Here is a 14334-nt window from a genome sequence, read left to right on the forward strand (position 1 = left end):
TATGGTGAGGTGTCCGAGTGGCTGAAGGAGCACGCCTGGAAAGTGTGTATACGGCAACGTATCGGGGGTTCGAATCCCCCCCTCACCGCCATATTTTAAGAAGAGCTCGTACGCAAGTACGGGCTTTTTTTTCGCATGTAGCACCTGCCGGGGGGGATGAGAACCCCCGACCGGGGTTCGACAACTGGCAACGCCAGTTGGACAGACCGCGAGCCTGCGAGCGGGCTGCCCCGACAAAAACGCCGGGAGCGTTTTTGAACAACGCCTGCGTTGGCCCCGCAGGGGCGAGGCCCATGGATGGGCCGAGTAACGGCGAGCGAAGCGAGTCAATCCCCCCTCACCGCCATATTTTAAGAAGAGCTCGTACGCATGTACGGGCTTTTTTTTCGCTTGTGGCACCGCAGACATCCCCGGGGTCGGCAGCAATGCCTCCCCCGGCTACCAGACCGTACCCGCCAGGTAGCCCGGCTAAGCGCAGCGCCGCCGGGAGGATGCCCAAAAACAACAAAGCCCGGGCTAGCCCGGGCCTTGCTCACAGTATGACGATTAATAATAGGCTTTCAGCGTCCGCTGGCAGAGAGCCGAGCGCACGCAGTCATCGGTGGTGAAACGCACGATGCCGATCATCTCGTCTTCCTCAAAACGCGCCAGCGCATCACTCAGGCCAGATCTCACACCAGAGGGCAAATCGCACTGGGTGATATCGCCATTGACGATGACCGTCACGTTCTCCCCGAGGCGGGTTAAAAACATCTTCATTTGCGCTGCGGTCACGTTCTGGGCCTCGTCCAGAATCACCACCGCATTTTCAAAGGTACGTCCGCGCATATAGGCGAACGGCGCGATTTCCACCTTGCCGATTTCCGGACGCAGGCAGTACTGCATAAAGGAAGCCCCCAACCTTTTCACCAGCACGTCGTAAACCGGTCGGAAATAGGGCGCGAACTTCTCGGCGATATCTCCCGGTAAGAAGCCAAGATCTTCATCGGCCTGCAGAACGGGACGGGTAACAATAATTCTGTCCACATCCTTATGGATCAGTGCTTCAGCTGCCTTCGCCGCACTGATCCAGGTCTTGCCGCATCCGGCTTCGCCGGTGGCGAAAATCAGCTGTTTATTGTCGATGGCATTCAGATAATGCGCCTGAGCTTCATTGCGCGCCTCAATTGGGGAAGTATCACGGCTGTCCCGCGCCATGCCAATTGCTTCTACGCCACTCATTTGCACAAGCGATGTGACCGATTCTTCTTCACGCTGTTTATGGCTACGTGAATCCCGTCTCAGCACACGTTTTGCTTCACGACGAGCTTTGATCACTGCTTTTTGTCTTCCCATGGATAGCACCTTGCGTTGTAGGTTTACATCACACGCGTCAACATCGACGCGACTATGCGCACGAACGATTGAGGTTTGGCTTCCTTGTAAGCCATTGCTTGCCGGTAGAACTGACAACGAGTCGCGGCTACGCGCACCGCGTACCCTGCCAAGGTGGTAATAATTCGAAGCGGAAGGAGAAAGGGTAAGAAAATCGCTGCCGGAAGCGGGGCTTCCGTGCTGAAGAGTACGGTCTGTGGTTTTACGTTGTCCGGTACGGGACCTTACCATTCGCGATCTCCATAGTGAAACGTCACACTGCCGGGAACTACCGCGTATGTAATAAGTACATCAAAAAAGATTCTTAATGCAACTTATTTTTCACAATGACGCAACAAATAGTTCTTAAGCAAGTGTAGGAGACTATCGGTCATTTGTATTACAGAAATATAACACATGGCAGGAAATATAATAAAAAAGAGAAAAACAGCAGAAAACGCCCTGCCCTCACGGACAGGGTCGGTATCAGGCCTGCAGCAGCGACTCTCCCAGATAGTGTTTTTCATCCACTACGCCGGGTAAAACAAAGAAGTAGCCCCCGCCGATGGGTTTGACGTACTCCTCCAGCGCCTCGCCGTTAAGCCGTTTCTGCACCGTCAGAAAACCCTTTTCCAGATCGTGCTGATAGCAAACGAATAACAGGCCCATATCCAGTTGTCCGGCGTTAGTGACGCCCAGCGAATAGCTGTAGCCGCGGCGCATCATCAGGCTGGACTGGGTTTCCGGCGTGCGAGGATTGGCCAGACGAATATGGCTATCCAGCGCGATCGTTTCGCCGCCAGGATCTTTGCTGTAATCCGGGGTATCGTGTTCGTTTTTCATCCCCAGCGGCGCACCGCTGTGCTTGTCGCGGCCAAAGATCGTCTGCTGCTCTTTCAGCGGCGTCCGATCCCAGAACTCCACGTGAAACTGGATGATGCGCGCCGCCTGATAGCTGCCGCCCACGGTCCAGGCCGGCTCGTCCTGATCGGCTGTCACCCACACGACTTTATCCATCAGCGCGCTGTCGTGGCTCGGCGGGTTAGCGGTGCCGTCCTTGAATCCCAGCAGGTTGATGGGGGTCTCTTTGCCTTTACTGCGCGCCGCGCTGTCGGAGATAAACCCTTCCCGCTTCCAGCGCACACTCAGCAGATCCGGCGTATGTTTGATGACATCGCGCAGGGCGTGGATCACCGTATCCTGAGTATTGGCGCAGATCTGCAGCAGCAGGTCGCCATGGCACAGGGCGGCATCCAGTGAATCGTTGGGGAAGCGGGTCATCGGCTGCAGTTTTTTCGGCGCTTTATCCGCCAGGCCAAAACGCTCATCAAACAGTGAATGGCCAACCGAGACGGTCATGGTCAGGTTATCCGGTGCAATCCACGCCCCTAAGATGCCGGAATCCATCGGCGGCAGCCGGGGATTCGGCGTATCCGGCGCCGGGCCGCCCTGGGTTAAAAAGGCGATACGCTGGGTCAGCAGCCGAAACAGACGCTCGAGGTCAGCTTTATCTGACGCCAGCACATCGAACGCCACCAGCATCATCGAAGCCTGCTGCGGCGTCAGGATGCCCGCCTGATGCGGGCCGTAGAAGGGCTGTTTTTCCTGACGGGCGTCGGGTGTGAGCGTCCCGGGGGAACTTTCTGCTTTTGCCGCATGCGCCACCGGGCAGCCGCCGGTGATGGCCAGCGCGCCGCCAAGCGCGCCGATCCCTTTCAGTAAGCGACGACGTGACGGCTCGTTCACGTCGTGTGGTTTCTGTTGTGCCATCGACTTAGTCCAGACCCAGGATCCCGCGCAGCTGAGCCAGATCTTCCGCCAGGGTGGTGATCGGCCCTTTCAGCGCATTACGGTCAGCGGTGGTCAGCTTATCGTAGGTCTCGAAACCGTCTTTGGTGCGATATTTGCTGAGGATGCTGTCCACTTTCTTAAAGTTGGCGTCCACTTTCGCCAGCAGCGCGCTGTTCTCTTTTTGCAGCTGCGGACGCAGCAGGTCGACGATTTTCTGTGCGCCGTCAATGTTGGCCTGGAAGTCCCACAGGTCGGTGTGGCTGTAACGATCTTCTTCGCCGCTGATCTTGCTGGCTGCGACTTCCTCAATTAATCCTGCCGCCCCGCCCACCACTTTTGACGGCGGGAACGCCAGCTCGCTGATGCGTTTTTGCAGCTCCAGCACATCGCTGTTCAGCTGATCGGCATATTTTTCCATGCCCTTGACGCTGTTATCGCCAAACAGCGCCTTTTCCAGACGGTGGAAACCGGTGAATTTCGGATCTTCCGCTTTTTTCTCGAAGTCGTCTTCGCGGGCGTCGATGCTGCCGTCAAGGTCAGAGAACAGCTCGGCAATCGGCTCAATGCGCTCGTAATGCTGGCGCGTCGGGGCGTACAGCGCTTTCGCTTTTTCGATATCGCCCGCTTTCACCGCGTCGGTAAAGGCTTTGGTGCCGCTGACCAGCTGCGCGGTTTCCGCCGTCACATAGGCCTTATAAGCGGTGATCGCGTCGCCGAGGCTCAACACCGCATCCGCTTTCGCCGCGTCTTTGGTTGCTTCGCCGGTGACAATCAGTTTCCCTTTCGGGTTGGTGAGCAGGCCGCAGGTCATATCATATTCGCCTGGCTGCAGGTTAGCGGTGAGCTTTTGGGTAAAGCCCGGCGCGATGTTCTCACGCTCTTCTACCACCATGACCCCTTTCAGAATTTCCCACTCCAGCGCTTTCTGGCTATGGTTCTGAATAATAAACTGGGTTTTACCCGCTTTAACGGTCACCTGCATCGGCTCGCACTGCTTGTCGTTGACGGTGACTTTGACCTGCGGGATATCCGCAGCCTGAGCACCCAATGCAGAGCTGAGCAGCGCGGCCACGGTCGCCCGCAGCGCATTACGGCGAAAATGAATCATCATGATCATCCCTTTCGGTAAGTAGAGTGTCGCTTATAAGCTCGCAGCGCCCGGTCAGGCAGCCCGCGAGGCAGTGGTATTATTCCGCGGCGGCAGGGCAAACAGCACCAGCGCCGGGATCAGATAAAGCAGATAGACCGCCACTTCGCTAACGCTCGGGGTCTCCTGGTAGCCGAAGATCCCTTCAAGCAGTGTGCCGAACAGCGTATGCGTCGACAGCACGTTGCTCAGATCGAAGGCCGTATCCTGGAACAGGTTCCACAGGCCAGCCTCGTGGAAGGCGCGGATCGCCCCCGCGGCCAGGCCAGCGGCCACCAGCAGAATAAACAGGCTGGTCCATTTGAAGAACACGCCGAGGTTAAGGCGGATACCGCCCCAGTAGAGCAGGAAGCCCAGCACGATTGCCGTGGCCAGGCCCAGCAGCGCCCCCAGCGGCGGCCAGATGCCGACATCCTGCTGGAATGCCGCCAGCAGAAAGAAGACCGACTCCAGCCCCTCACGGGCAACGGCGAAAAAGACCATCATCACCAGCGCCCAGCCATGGTGATTACCGCGCTGCAGCGCCTTGTCCACGGCCTGCTCCAGTTGCTGTTTAACGTTGCGCGAGACATTGCGCATCCAGAAGACCATCCAGGTCAGGATCACCACCGCGATGACCGCGACGATCCCCTCGAACAACTCCTGTTCGCGCTGAGGAAATTCCCCGGTGGTTTCGTTGATAAAAATGCCTAAGCCAAGACACAGCGCCGCCGCGAGGATCACGCCAATCCACATCACGCCAATCCAGTTGCCGCGCTGGGTGCGTTTCAGATAGCTGGCGATCAGGCTGACAATCAGCGCCGCCTCAAGGCCTTCGCGTAACATAATGAGAAATGGGACAAACATGCCAATACCCTTAAATGTAAAGCACCGTCAACGAATGCAAAAACAGGTAATATTTATGATAGTGATTATCATTACAATACTCAGAAACACAAGCGAAATGTTTAGAGAATGATGACTATCTGTAAATAAATCGCTGGCAAATAATGACTTACGAAAATATTCGCCTGTTATGAGGGAAAAGAATAAGCAAAGGATTTTTTACGCCAGATATTTACCCGTGGCGGCGGCTATGGCTAAATGGCGGCCTTATTGACCTGCGAAAAGAACAACATGACTGCATTTTTTCATTTCCTGCTGGCGCTGGTGGTGATCCTCGCCCTGGCCTGGCTTGTCAGCTACGACAGACAAAAAATTCGTATTCGTTACATTCTCCAGTTGATTATTATCGAAATAGCGCTCGCCTTCTTTTTCCTGCACGCAGAAAGCGGCCTGTGGCTGGTGAAAAATATCTCCGGCTTTTTTGCTTCACTGTTAGGCTTTGCCGCCGAAGGGACCAATTTCGTCTTTGGCGGCATGAGCGAAAAAGGGTTAGCCTTTATTTTTCTTGGCGTCCTGTGTCCGATTGTGTTTATTTCCGCGCTGATTGGTATTCTTCAGCACTGGCGGATCCTGCCGATTTTCATTCGTGTCATCGGCACCCTGCTGTCGAAGGTAAACGGCATGGGTAAGCTGGAATCTTTCAACGCCGTCAGCTCGCTGATCCTCGGCCAGTCGGAGAACTTCATCGCCTACAAGGGCGTACTGGGCGACCTCTCCTCACGGCGTCTGTTCACCATGGCGGCGACGGCCATGTCGACCGTATCGCTGTCGATTGTCGGCGCCTATATGACCATGCTGGATGCCAAATATGTCGTCGCGGCGCTGATCCTGAATATGTTCAGTACCTTTATCGTGCTGTCGGTGATTAACCCGACGCGGCCGGACAGCGAGCAGGAAATAAAACTCGAGAAGCTGCATGAATCGCAGAGTTTCTTTGAAATGCTCGGGGAATATATTCTGGCCGGCTTTAAAGTGGCGATGATTATTCTGGCGATGCTGATCGGCTTTATCGCCCTGATCAGCGCCATTAACGCGCTGTTCGCTACCCTGTTTGGTCTCAGCTTCCAGCAGATCCTCGGCTACGTCTTTTATCCGCTGGCCTGGCTTATCGGCATCCCGCTGAGCGATGCGCTGAACGCCGGCAGCATCATGGCCACCAAACTGGTCGCTAACGAATTTGTGGCGATGATTGAGCTGCAAAAGATTGCCGCCAGCATGACGCCGCGCGGGCTCGGCATTCTCTCGGTCTTCCTGGTGTCGTTTGCCAACTTTGCCTCGATCGGCATTATCGCCGGGGCGATCAAAGGCCTGAATGAACCGCAGGGCAATATCGTCTCCCGCTTCGGCCTGCGGCTGGTGTATAGCGCCACGCTGGTGAGCCTGCTTTCCGCCAGCTTCGCCGGGCTGGTGCTGTAAGACAAACGGCGGGGCTGCCCCCGCCGTTTACTCAGAACTGCACGCAGACCGGCTGGTCGACACGCATCACCGACTCCTGCGCGAAGCGTGATTTATAGCCCTGGCGCAGGGCTTCAATACCGGCCTCGCTCTGCGCATCGTTGCCATGGATCACCATCAGCGCCTTACTCTGCTCCCGCACCACCTGACCATTCTGGCCAAGCCACTGGCCGCGGGCATCAAACACCGTCAGCCCATCGCGAAAGCGCGGCGTGACGTCGCGGTCGACAAACTGTTGCCACTCTTCAGCAGTGATGTCTTTCCCCGCCGGGCGGCTCAGGCCGAAATAAAGCGTGGTTTGCACCATGGACCGATCCGCCGGGCAGGCGCCGGGCTTCGGCGCGCGGGTCGACGAACTTCCACCCGCCACGCAGCCGCTGAGTAACCCTGCCAGCACCAGCGCCATTGCACCCTGTCTGAACGTCATCTTTGCTATCCTCATTGTTATTAGTCAGGAAATATCAGCGGATTTTCAAATAATTAGCAAGGGTTATAATATTCCGGCCCGGCAACAGGCAAAAAAAAGCCCGCCAACGGCGGGCTCGTGAGCGTCAGATGACCTTACTCAGCCGTGGCGCGTACCGGCGGCGGCGTATGATAATGGGCATCCGCTTCGGCGAAGCGCTGCTGCATGCTGGCCGACGGCGCTTTATCCAGCAGGCTAAAGACCACAATCCCCAGGCTACCGAAGATAAAGCCCGGAATAATTTCATACAGGCCCAGCCAGCCAAACTGCTTCCAGACGATCACGGTCAGGGCGCCAATCACCATCCCGGCCAGCGCGCCGTTACGGGTCATGCGCGACCACATCACCGAGAACAGCACCACCGGACCAAAGGCGGCGCCGAAGCCAGCCCAGGCGTAGCTCACCAGTCCCAGCACGCGGTTTTCCGGATTGGCCGCCAGGGCAATCGCCACCAGGGCAACCACCAGCACCATCATACGGCCCACCCACACCAGCTCTTTCTGGCCGGCGTTTTTACGCAGGAAGGCTTTATACAAATCTTCGGTGATTGCGCTGGAGCAGACCAGCAACTGACAGCTCAGGGTGGACATCACCGCCGCCAGAATCGCCGACAACAGGATCCCGGCAATCCACGGGTTAAACAGGATTTGCGCCAGTTCGATAAACACGCGCTCGGCATTCTGATTAACCGCGCCCGCCAGGCTCGGGTTGTTATTGAAGTAGGCGATACCAAAGAAGCCGACCGCCACCGCGCCCGCCAGGCACAAGATCATCCAGGTCATACTGATGCGACGCGCGTGGACGATGCTGTGGTGCGAATCCGCCGCCATAAAGCGCGCCAGAATATGCGGCTGACCGAAATAGCCCAGCCCCCAGCCCATCAGCGAAATAATCGCCACGAAGTTCAGCCCCTTGAGCATGTCGATATTTTCGATGCTCTTTTGCTTAATGACTTCCAGCGAATCCCCAAAGCCGCCGACGGAAATAATCACGATCACCGGGGTGAGGATCAGGGCAAAAATCATCAGGCTGGCCTGCACGGTGTCGGTCCAGCTGACGGCGAGGAAACCGCCGACGAAGGTATAGATAATCGTCGCCGCCGCCCCGGCCCACAGTGCGGTTTCATAACTCATGCCGAAGGTGCTTTCAAACAGACGCGCCCCCGCCACAATTCCCGATGCACAATAGATGGTAAAGAACAGCAGAATAACCAGCGCTGAAATAATTCTCAGCACCCGGCTTTTATCTTCAAAACGGCCGGTAAAATAATCGGGCAGCGTCAGGGCGTTATTATTCACCTCGGTATGCACGCGCAGGCGCCCGGCTACCAGCTTCCAGTTAATCCACGCCCCCAGCGTTAAGCCAATGGCAATCCAGCTTTCGGAAATCCCGGAGAGAAAAATGGCGCCCGGCAGGCCCATCAGCAGCCAGCCGCTCATATCCGAGGCGCCGGCGGAAAGCGCGGTCACAAATGGCCCCAGACTCCGCCCCCCGAGAATATAATCATCAAAGTTTTTGGTCGAACGCCAGGCTATAAACCCTATTAAAACCATACCAAAAATATAAACAATAAATGTCACCAGCATCGGTGTGCTAATAGCCATGCAAAGTCTCCAGAATTTTTATCGACAGCATCCCGCTTCGTCGTTTTTTTCCACTACCGGAACGGGGTAATGGTGCGTTGTTTAATTGGGCGACCGTATCCTGACGGAAGCTTCGGTTTTTCACAAATGATTTAACACAGCATTTACACGAAAACCCGACAGCGCAAAACGTCATTTTTTTAGAGGTTGCACTCTCTCACGTTTTTAAAGGTTGCACCAAACAAAAGTGTTAACTCACGCATACAAATACCCTATGAGCACGGGGTTAAAATTCTGCTATTTTAGGCATTATTTTTAACAAATCCGCCATTTCACGGCTTCCGTCACAAGCCACAATTAACAAGGTTGCACAAAGTTGCAACATAGTGGATATTTCCATGCAACCGCATAAGCCTAACGATAAATGACAGGAGTTTTGAGCATGGGCACCACCACCATGGGTGTTAAGCTTGACGACGCAACCCGCGAGCGCATTAAATCCGCCGCGAGCCGTATTGACCGCACGCCGCACTGGCTGATTAAGCAGGCCATCTTTAATTATCTGGAAAAACTGGAGAACGACGAGACGCTGCCTGAGCTGCCGGCCCTGCTCTCCGGGGCCGCCAACGAAAGCGATGACGCCAGCGAACCAACGGAAGAGCCCTATCAGCCGTTCCTCGAATTCGCCGAGCAGATCCTGCCGCAGTCGGTGAGCCGCGCGGCGATCACCGCCGCCTGGCGACGTCCGGAAACCGACGCGGTACCGATGCTGCTGGAGCAGGCCCGTCTGCCGCAGCCGCTGGGCGAACAGGCGCACAAGCTGGCGTATCAGCTGGCGGAAAAACTGCGCAACCAGAAAACCGCCAGCGGCCGCGCCGGCATGGTGCAGAGCCTGCTGCAGGAGTTCTCCCTCTCTTCACAGGAAGGGGTGGCGCTGATGTGCCTGGCGGAAGCCCTGCTGCGTATTCCGGATAAAGCCACCCGCGATGCGCTGATCCGCGACAAAATCAGCAACGGCAACTGGCAGTCGCACATCGGCCGCAGCCCGTCGCTGTTCGTCAACGCCGCCACCTGGGGGCTGCTGTTCACCGGAAAACTGGTGTCGACCCATAACGAGACCAGCCTCTCCCGCTCCCTGAACCGCATCATCGGCAAGAGCGGCGAACCGCTGATCCGCAAAGGCGTGGATATGGCGATGCGCCTGATGGGCGAGCAGTTCGTCACCGGGGAAACCATCGCCGAAGCGCTGGCCAACGCCCGCAAGCTGGAAGAAAAAGGGTTCCGCTACTCCTACGATATGCTCGGCGAAGCCGCCCTGACCGCCGCTGACGCCCAGGCTTATATGGTTTCTTATCAGCAGGCGATCCATGCCATCGGCAAAGCCTCCAACGGCCGCGGCATTTATGAAGGTCCGGGTATCTCCATTAAGCTCTCCGCGCTGCACCCGCGCTACAGCCGCGCGCAGTATGACCGGGTGATGGAAGAGCTTTACCCGCGGCTGAAATCGCTGACCCTGCTGGCGCGCCAGTATGACATCGGCATCAATATTGACGCCGAAGAGGCAGACCGTCTGGAGATCTCCCTCGACCTGCTGGAAAAACTGTGCTTCGAGCCGGAACTGGCCGGCTGGAACGGGATTGGCTTCGTGATTCAGGCCTACCAGAAGCGCTGTCCGTTTGTCATTGATTACCTGATTGACCTCGCCACCCGCAGCCGCCGTCGCCTGATGATCCGTCTGGTGAAAGGCGCCTACTGGGATAGCGAAATTAAACGCGCGCAGATGGAAGGTCTCGAAGGCTATCCGGTATACACCCGCAAGGTTTACACCGACGTCTCCTACCTCGCCTGCGCTAAGAAGCTGCTGGCGGTGCCGAACCTGATTTACCCGCAGTTCGCCACCCATAACGCTCATACTCTGGCGGCTATCTACCAGCTGGCGGGCCAGAACTACTACCCGGGCCAGTATGAGTTCCAGTGCCTGCACGGCATGGGCGAACCGCTGTACGAGCAGGTGGTGGGCAAGGTCGCCGACGGCAAACTGAACCGTCCGTGCCGGATCTACGCCCCGGTGGGCACCCACGAGACGCTGCTGGCGTATCTGGTGCGTCGTCTGCTGGAGAACGGCGCCAATACCTCTTTCGTCAACCGTATCGCGGACAATACCCTGCCGCTGGACGAGCTGGTGGCCGACCCGGTCAGCGCGGTAGAAAAACTGGCGCAGCAGGAAGGCCAGGCCGGCCTGCCGCATCCGAAAATCCCGCTGCCGCGCGATCTCTACGGCAGCGGCCGGAGCAACTCCGCCGGTCTCGATCTGGCGAACGAGCACCGTCTGGCCTCCCTCTCCTCTTCCCTGCTCAACAGCGCGCTGCATAAATGGCAGGCATTGCCGATGCTGGAGCAGCCGGTGGCCGAAGGCGAGATGCAGCCGGTGGTTAACCCGGCAGAGCCGAAAGATATCGTCGGCTACGTCCGCGAAGCCAGCGGCGCTGAAGTGCAGCAGGCGCTGACCAGCGCTATCAACAATGCGCCGATCTGGTTCGCCACTCCGCCGCAGGAGCGCGCCGCCATTCTTGAGCGCGCCGCGGTGCTGATGGAAAGCCAGATGCCGACCCTGATGGGGATCCTGGTGCGCGAGGCGGGTAAAACCTTCAGCAACGCCATCGCTGAAGTGCGCGAAGCCGTTGACTTCCTGCACTATTACGCCGGCCAGGTGCGCGACGATTTCGATAATGAAACTCACCGCCCGCTGGGTCCGGTGGTCTGTATCAGCCCGTGGAACTTCCCGCTGGCGATCTTCACCGGCCAGATTGCCGCCGCGCTGGCGGCCGGCAACAGCGTGCTGGCGAAACCTGCCGAGCAGACGCCGCTTATCGCCGCCCAGGGCGTGGCGATTCTGCTGGAAGCCGGCGTGCCGCCGGGCGTTATTCAACTGCTGCCGGGCCGCGGGGAGACCGTGGGCGCCGCGCTAACCTCCGATGAGCGCGTACGCGGCGTGATGTTCACCGGCTCCACCGAAGTGGCCACCCTGCTGCAGCGCAATATCGCCAGCCGCCTCGATCCCCAGGGCCGCCCGACGCCGCTGATCGCCGAAACCGGCGGGATGAACGCGATGATCGTCGATTCGTCGGCGCTCACCGAGCAGGTAGTGATCGACGTGCTGGCTTCCGCGTTCGACAGCGCTGGCCAGCGCTGCTCCGCCCTGCGCGTGCTTTGCCTGCAGGAAGAGGTCGCCGATCACACCTTAACCATGCTGCGCGGCGCCATGAGCGAGTGCCGGATGGGCAATCCGGGGCGCCTGACCACCGATATCGGTCCGGTTATCGATGCGGAAGCGAAAGAGAATATCGAACGCCATATTCAGGCGATGCGCGCCAAAGGCCGCACCGTCTACCAGGCGGTGCGTGAGAATAGCGAAGACGCCCGCGAATGGCGTCACGGGACCTTCGTGCCGCCGACGCTTATCGAGCTCGACAGCTTCGACGAGCTGAAAAAAGAGGTCTTCGGCCCGGTACTGCACGTGGTGCGCTATAACCGTAACGAGCTGGACAAACTGGTCGAGCAGATTAACGCCTCTGGCTACGGCCTGACCCTCGGCGTGCATACCCGTATCGACGAAACCATCGCCCAGGTCACCGGCAGCGCCAAGGTGGGCAACCTGTACGTCAACCGCAATATGGTTGGCGCGGTGGTCGGCGTTCAGCCGTTCGGCGGCGAAGGGCTGTCCGGTACCGGTCCGAAAGCCGGCGGTCCGCTGTATCTGTACCGTCTGCTCTCCAGCCGTCCGCAGGACGCGGTTGGCGTGACCTTCGCCCGCCAGGATGCAGAGCGTCCGCTGGACGCCCAGCTGAAAACGCTGCTGGAAAAACCGCTGCAGGCGCTGCAGCAGTGGGCCGCGGGCCGTCCTGAGCTGCAGGCGCTGTGCCAGCAGTACAGCGAGCAGGCGCAAAGCGGCACTCAACGCCTGCTGCCGGGGCCAACCGGCGAGCGCAACACCCTGACGCTGATGCCGCGCGAGCGCGTGCTGTGCGTAGCGGATAACGAACAGGATGCGCTGATCCAGCTGGCGGCTGTGCTGGCGGTGGGTTGTGAAGTACTGTGGCCGGACAGCGCCCTGCAGCGCGATCTGGCGAAGAAACTGCCGCGGGAGGTCAGCGAGCGCATTCGCTTTGCCAAAGCGGAGCAGTTGCCTGCCCAGGCCTTCGACGCGGTTATCTACCACGGCGATTCCGACCAGCTGCGCGAGCTGTGCGAGCAGGTGGCGGCGCGCGATGGGGCGATTGTCTCCGTGCAGGGCTTCGCCCGCGGCGAAACCAATCTGCTGCTGGAGCGGCTGTATATCGAGCGTTCGCTGAGCGTTAACACCGCGGCGGCAGGCGGTAACGCCAGCCTGATGACCATCGGCTAAAACGGGCTCCCCGGTGGCGCTGCGCTTACCGGGGCTACCTACCACCGCCAAAGGGTAGCCCGGATAAGGCGCGGTGCGCCGCCATCCGGGCAATCAGTCTGCGCTGCGATCAGCTAATGACAGCCGACGTCAGCTGTGTTTAATTAAGGCTCCCGGACGGGAGCCTTTTTTATGGGAGCAGAACAATGAAACGCACGTTATTTGCCGTGATGGCCCTGCTGGCCAGCGGCGCGGCGCTGGCGGACGAGTGCAGCAGCGCCAACACCCAAACCGAAATGAATCAGTGCGCGGCCGCGCAGTATCAGGCGGCCGATAAAAAACTGAACGACACATGGCAGCAGGCCCTGCAGCGGGCGGTGGGTAAACAACAAACATTACTGAAGCAGGCGCAGCAGGCATGGATCGCCTTACGCGACGCCGACTGCGCCTTTCTCGCGTCCGGCGCCGAAGGCGGCAGCATGCAGCCAATGCTGGTCAGCCAGTGCATGACCGATAAGAGCGTGGAGCGGGAGTCTTTCCTCGCCTCGCTGCTACAGTGCGAGGATGGCGATCAAAGCTGCCCGCTGCCGCCCGCCAATTAACGGACGCGAATGCCTTCGATAATCATCCGCTGGACATTATCGACCGTTTGTTCAAAAAAGGCCGCATCCTGCAGCGTGGCGCCGGTGACCGCCTCCACCTGGGTGGCGAAGTCGGCGTAATGCTGGGTGGTAGCCCAGATCATAAAGATTAAATGCTGTGGATCGACCGGCGCCAGCTTGCCGCGGTCGATCCAGCCGGAGACTATCGCCGATTTTTCGTCGACCAGCGCTTTCAGATCCCCGGTCAGTTCGCCCATCAGCAGCGGCGCCCCCTGCAGCATCTCGAGGCAGAAGAGCTTCGAGGCCTGGGGGTGATCGCGGGACACTTCCAGCTTCAGGCGAATATATTCGCGGATCGCCACCAGCGGGCTGATATCCTCACGAAAGGCCTTCAGCGGCGCCAGCCAGATGGCGAGGATCTGCTGCAGGACAGCCACATACAGCGCCTCTTTCGAAGGGTAGTAATAGAGCAGATTGGTTTTCGATACCCCGGCGCGCTCAGCCACCTGCTCCAGCCGCGTACCGTGAATACCAAATTGCGAAAATGCCTCCAGCGCGGCGGCCAGGATGGCCTCCTTTTTGGCGCTGACCGCTTGTGAACGTTTGCCGCTTTTCTTCACCGCGCCCTGTGCCATACATCCTCTCCTTCAGTTGACGCCACCAGCATA

The 14334-nt window shown here is 58.4% G+C and carries 10 protein-coding genes and 1 tRNA gene; 4 read left to right on the forward strand and 7 right to left on the reverse strand.

What is annotated here, in order from left to right; all coding sequences use genetic code 11:
* Positions 1–3: 3 nt before the first annotated feature.
* Positions 4–91, forward strand: a tRNA-Ser gene (locus AC3EMD_RS17290).
* 455 nt (positions 92–546) lie between these two features.
* Here AC3EMD_RS17290 and phoH read toward each other — a convergent pair.
* The 4 genes from phoH to efeU form a co-directional block, all read right to left on the reverse strand.
* Entirely contained in the window at positions 547–1335 is a 789-nt protein-coding gene (gene phoH, locus AC3EMD_RS17295) for a phosphate starvation-inducible protein PhoH (RefSeq protein WP_002898923.1), read from the reverse strand.
* A gap of 504 nt (positions 1336–1839) precedes the next feature.
* Complete coding sequence (efeB, locus tag AC3EMD_RS17300) at positions 1840–3123, reverse strand: iron uptake transporter deferrochelatase/peroxidase subunit (RefSeq protein WP_032729933.1); 1284 nt, start codon at positions 3121–3123, stop codon at positions 1840–1842.
* 4 nt (positions 3124–3127) lie between these two features.
* Complete coding sequence (gene efeO, locus AC3EMD_RS17305) at positions 3128–4255, reverse strand: iron uptake system protein EfeO (RefSeq protein ID WP_008805949.1); 1128 nt, start codon at positions 4253–4255, stop codon at positions 3128–3130.
* A 51-nt stretch (positions 4256–4306) separates the two neighbouring features.
* The gene (gene efeU / locus AC3EMD_RS17310) at positions 4307–5137 is read right to left on the reverse strand and encodes an iron uptake transporter permease EfeU (protein WP_008805948.1); all 831 of its coding nucleotides are present in this window, start codon (positions 5135–5137) and stop codon (positions 4307–4309) included.
* A 270-nt stretch (positions 5138–5407) separates the two neighbouring features.
* Between efeU and AC3EMD_RS17315 the strand changes: the two genes are divergently transcribed.
* Entirely contained in the window at positions 5408–6592 is a 1185-nt protein-coding gene (locus tag AC3EMD_RS17315) for a NupC/NupG family nucleoside CNT transporter (protein WP_032691350.1), read from the forward strand.
* 31 nt (positions 6593–6623) lie between these two features.
* On the opposite strand, the gene AC3EMD_RS17320 is transcribed toward AC3EMD_RS17315, so the two are convergent.
* Both AC3EMD_RS17320 and putP read right to left on the reverse strand, forming a co-directional pair.
* Complete coding sequence (locus tag AC3EMD_RS17320) at positions 6624–7058, reverse strand: DUF3574 domain-containing protein (RefSeq protein WP_008805946.1); 435 nt, start codon at positions 7056–7058, stop codon at positions 6624–6626.
* 134 nt (positions 7059–7192) lie between these two features.
* Positions 7193–8701 (reverse strand): sodium/proline symporter PutP, encoded by a 1509-nt coding sequence (putP, locus tag AC3EMD_RS17325; protein WP_008805945.1) that lies wholly within the window; start codon positions 8699–8701, stop codon positions 7193–7195.
* 421 nt (positions 8702–9122) lie between these two features.
* On the opposite strand from putP, the gene putA reads away from it, so the two are divergent.
* Positions 9123–13085, forward strand: a complete 3963-nt coding sequence (gene putA, locus AC3EMD_RS17330; RefSeq protein ID WP_302073616.1) for a trifunctional transcriptional regulator/proline dehydrogenase/L-glutamate gamma-semialdehyde dehydrogenase — start codon at positions 9123–9125, stop codon at positions 13083–13085.
* A 185-nt stretch (positions 13086–13270) separates the two neighbouring features.
* Positions 13271–13666, forward strand: coding sequence for a lysozyme inhibitor LprI family protein (locus AC3EMD_RS17335; RefSeq protein WP_002898886.1), 396 nt, complete (start codon positions 13271–13273; stop codon positions 13664–13666).
* On the opposite strand, the gene rutR is transcribed toward AC3EMD_RS17335, so the two are convergent.
* On the reverse strand, positions 13663–14301 hold the full coding sequence (rutR, locus tag AC3EMD_RS17340) for an HTH-type transcriptional regulator RutR (RefSeq protein WP_002898883.1): 639 nt from the start codon (positions 14299–14301) through the stop codon (positions 13663–13665). The two genes, AC3EMD_RS17335 and rutR, sit on opposite strands and share 4 nt — an antisense overlap.
* Between the last annotated feature and the right edge of the window lie 33 nt (positions 14302–14334).

This window comes from Klebsiella sp. PK18 (genome assembly GCF_057784655.1).

What these genes read in the sequence shown, in the direction of transcription:
- phoH (WP_002898923.1), bottom strand. Translation starts at nt 1,335, where the DNA reads ATGGGAAGACAAAAAGCAGTGATCAAAGCTCGTCGTGAAGCAAAACGT.
- putA (WP_302073616.1), top strand. Translation starts at nt 9,123, where the DNA reads ATGGGCACCACCACCATGGGTGTTAAGCTTGACGACGCAACCCGCGAG.
- AC3EMD_RS17335 (WP_002898886.1), top strand. Translation starts at nt 13,271, where the DNA reads ATGAAACGCACGTTATTTGCCGTGATGGCCCTGCTGGCCAGCGGCGCG.
- efeB (WP_032729933.1), bottom strand. Translation starts at nt 3,123, where the DNA reads ATGGCACAACAGAAACCACACGACGTGAACGAGCCGTCACGTCGTCGC.
- efeO (WP_008805949.1), bottom strand. Translation starts at nt 4,255, where the DNA reads ATGATGATTCATTTTCGCCGTAATGCGCTGCGGGCGACCGTGGCCGCG.
- putP (WP_008805945.1), bottom strand. Translation starts at nt 8,701, where the DNA reads ATGGCTATTAGCACACCGATGCTGGTGACATTTATTGTTTATATTTTT.
- efeU (WP_008805948.1), bottom strand. Translation starts at nt 5,137, where the DNA reads ATGTTTGTCCCATTTCTCATTATGTTACGCGAAGGCCTTGAGGCGGCG.
- rutR (WP_002898883.1), bottom strand. Translation starts at nt 14,301, where the DNA reads ATGGCACAGGGCGCGGTGAAGAAAAGCGGCAAACGTTCACAAGCGGTC.
- AC3EMD_RS17320 (WP_008805946.1), bottom strand. Translation starts at nt 7,058, where the DNA reads ATGACGTTCAGACAGGGTGCAATGGCGCTGGTGCTGGCAGGGTTACTC.
- AC3EMD_RS17315 (WP_032691350.1), top strand. Translation starts at nt 5,408, where the DNA reads ATGACTGCATTTTTTCATTTCCTGCTGGCGCTGGTGGTGATCCTCGCC.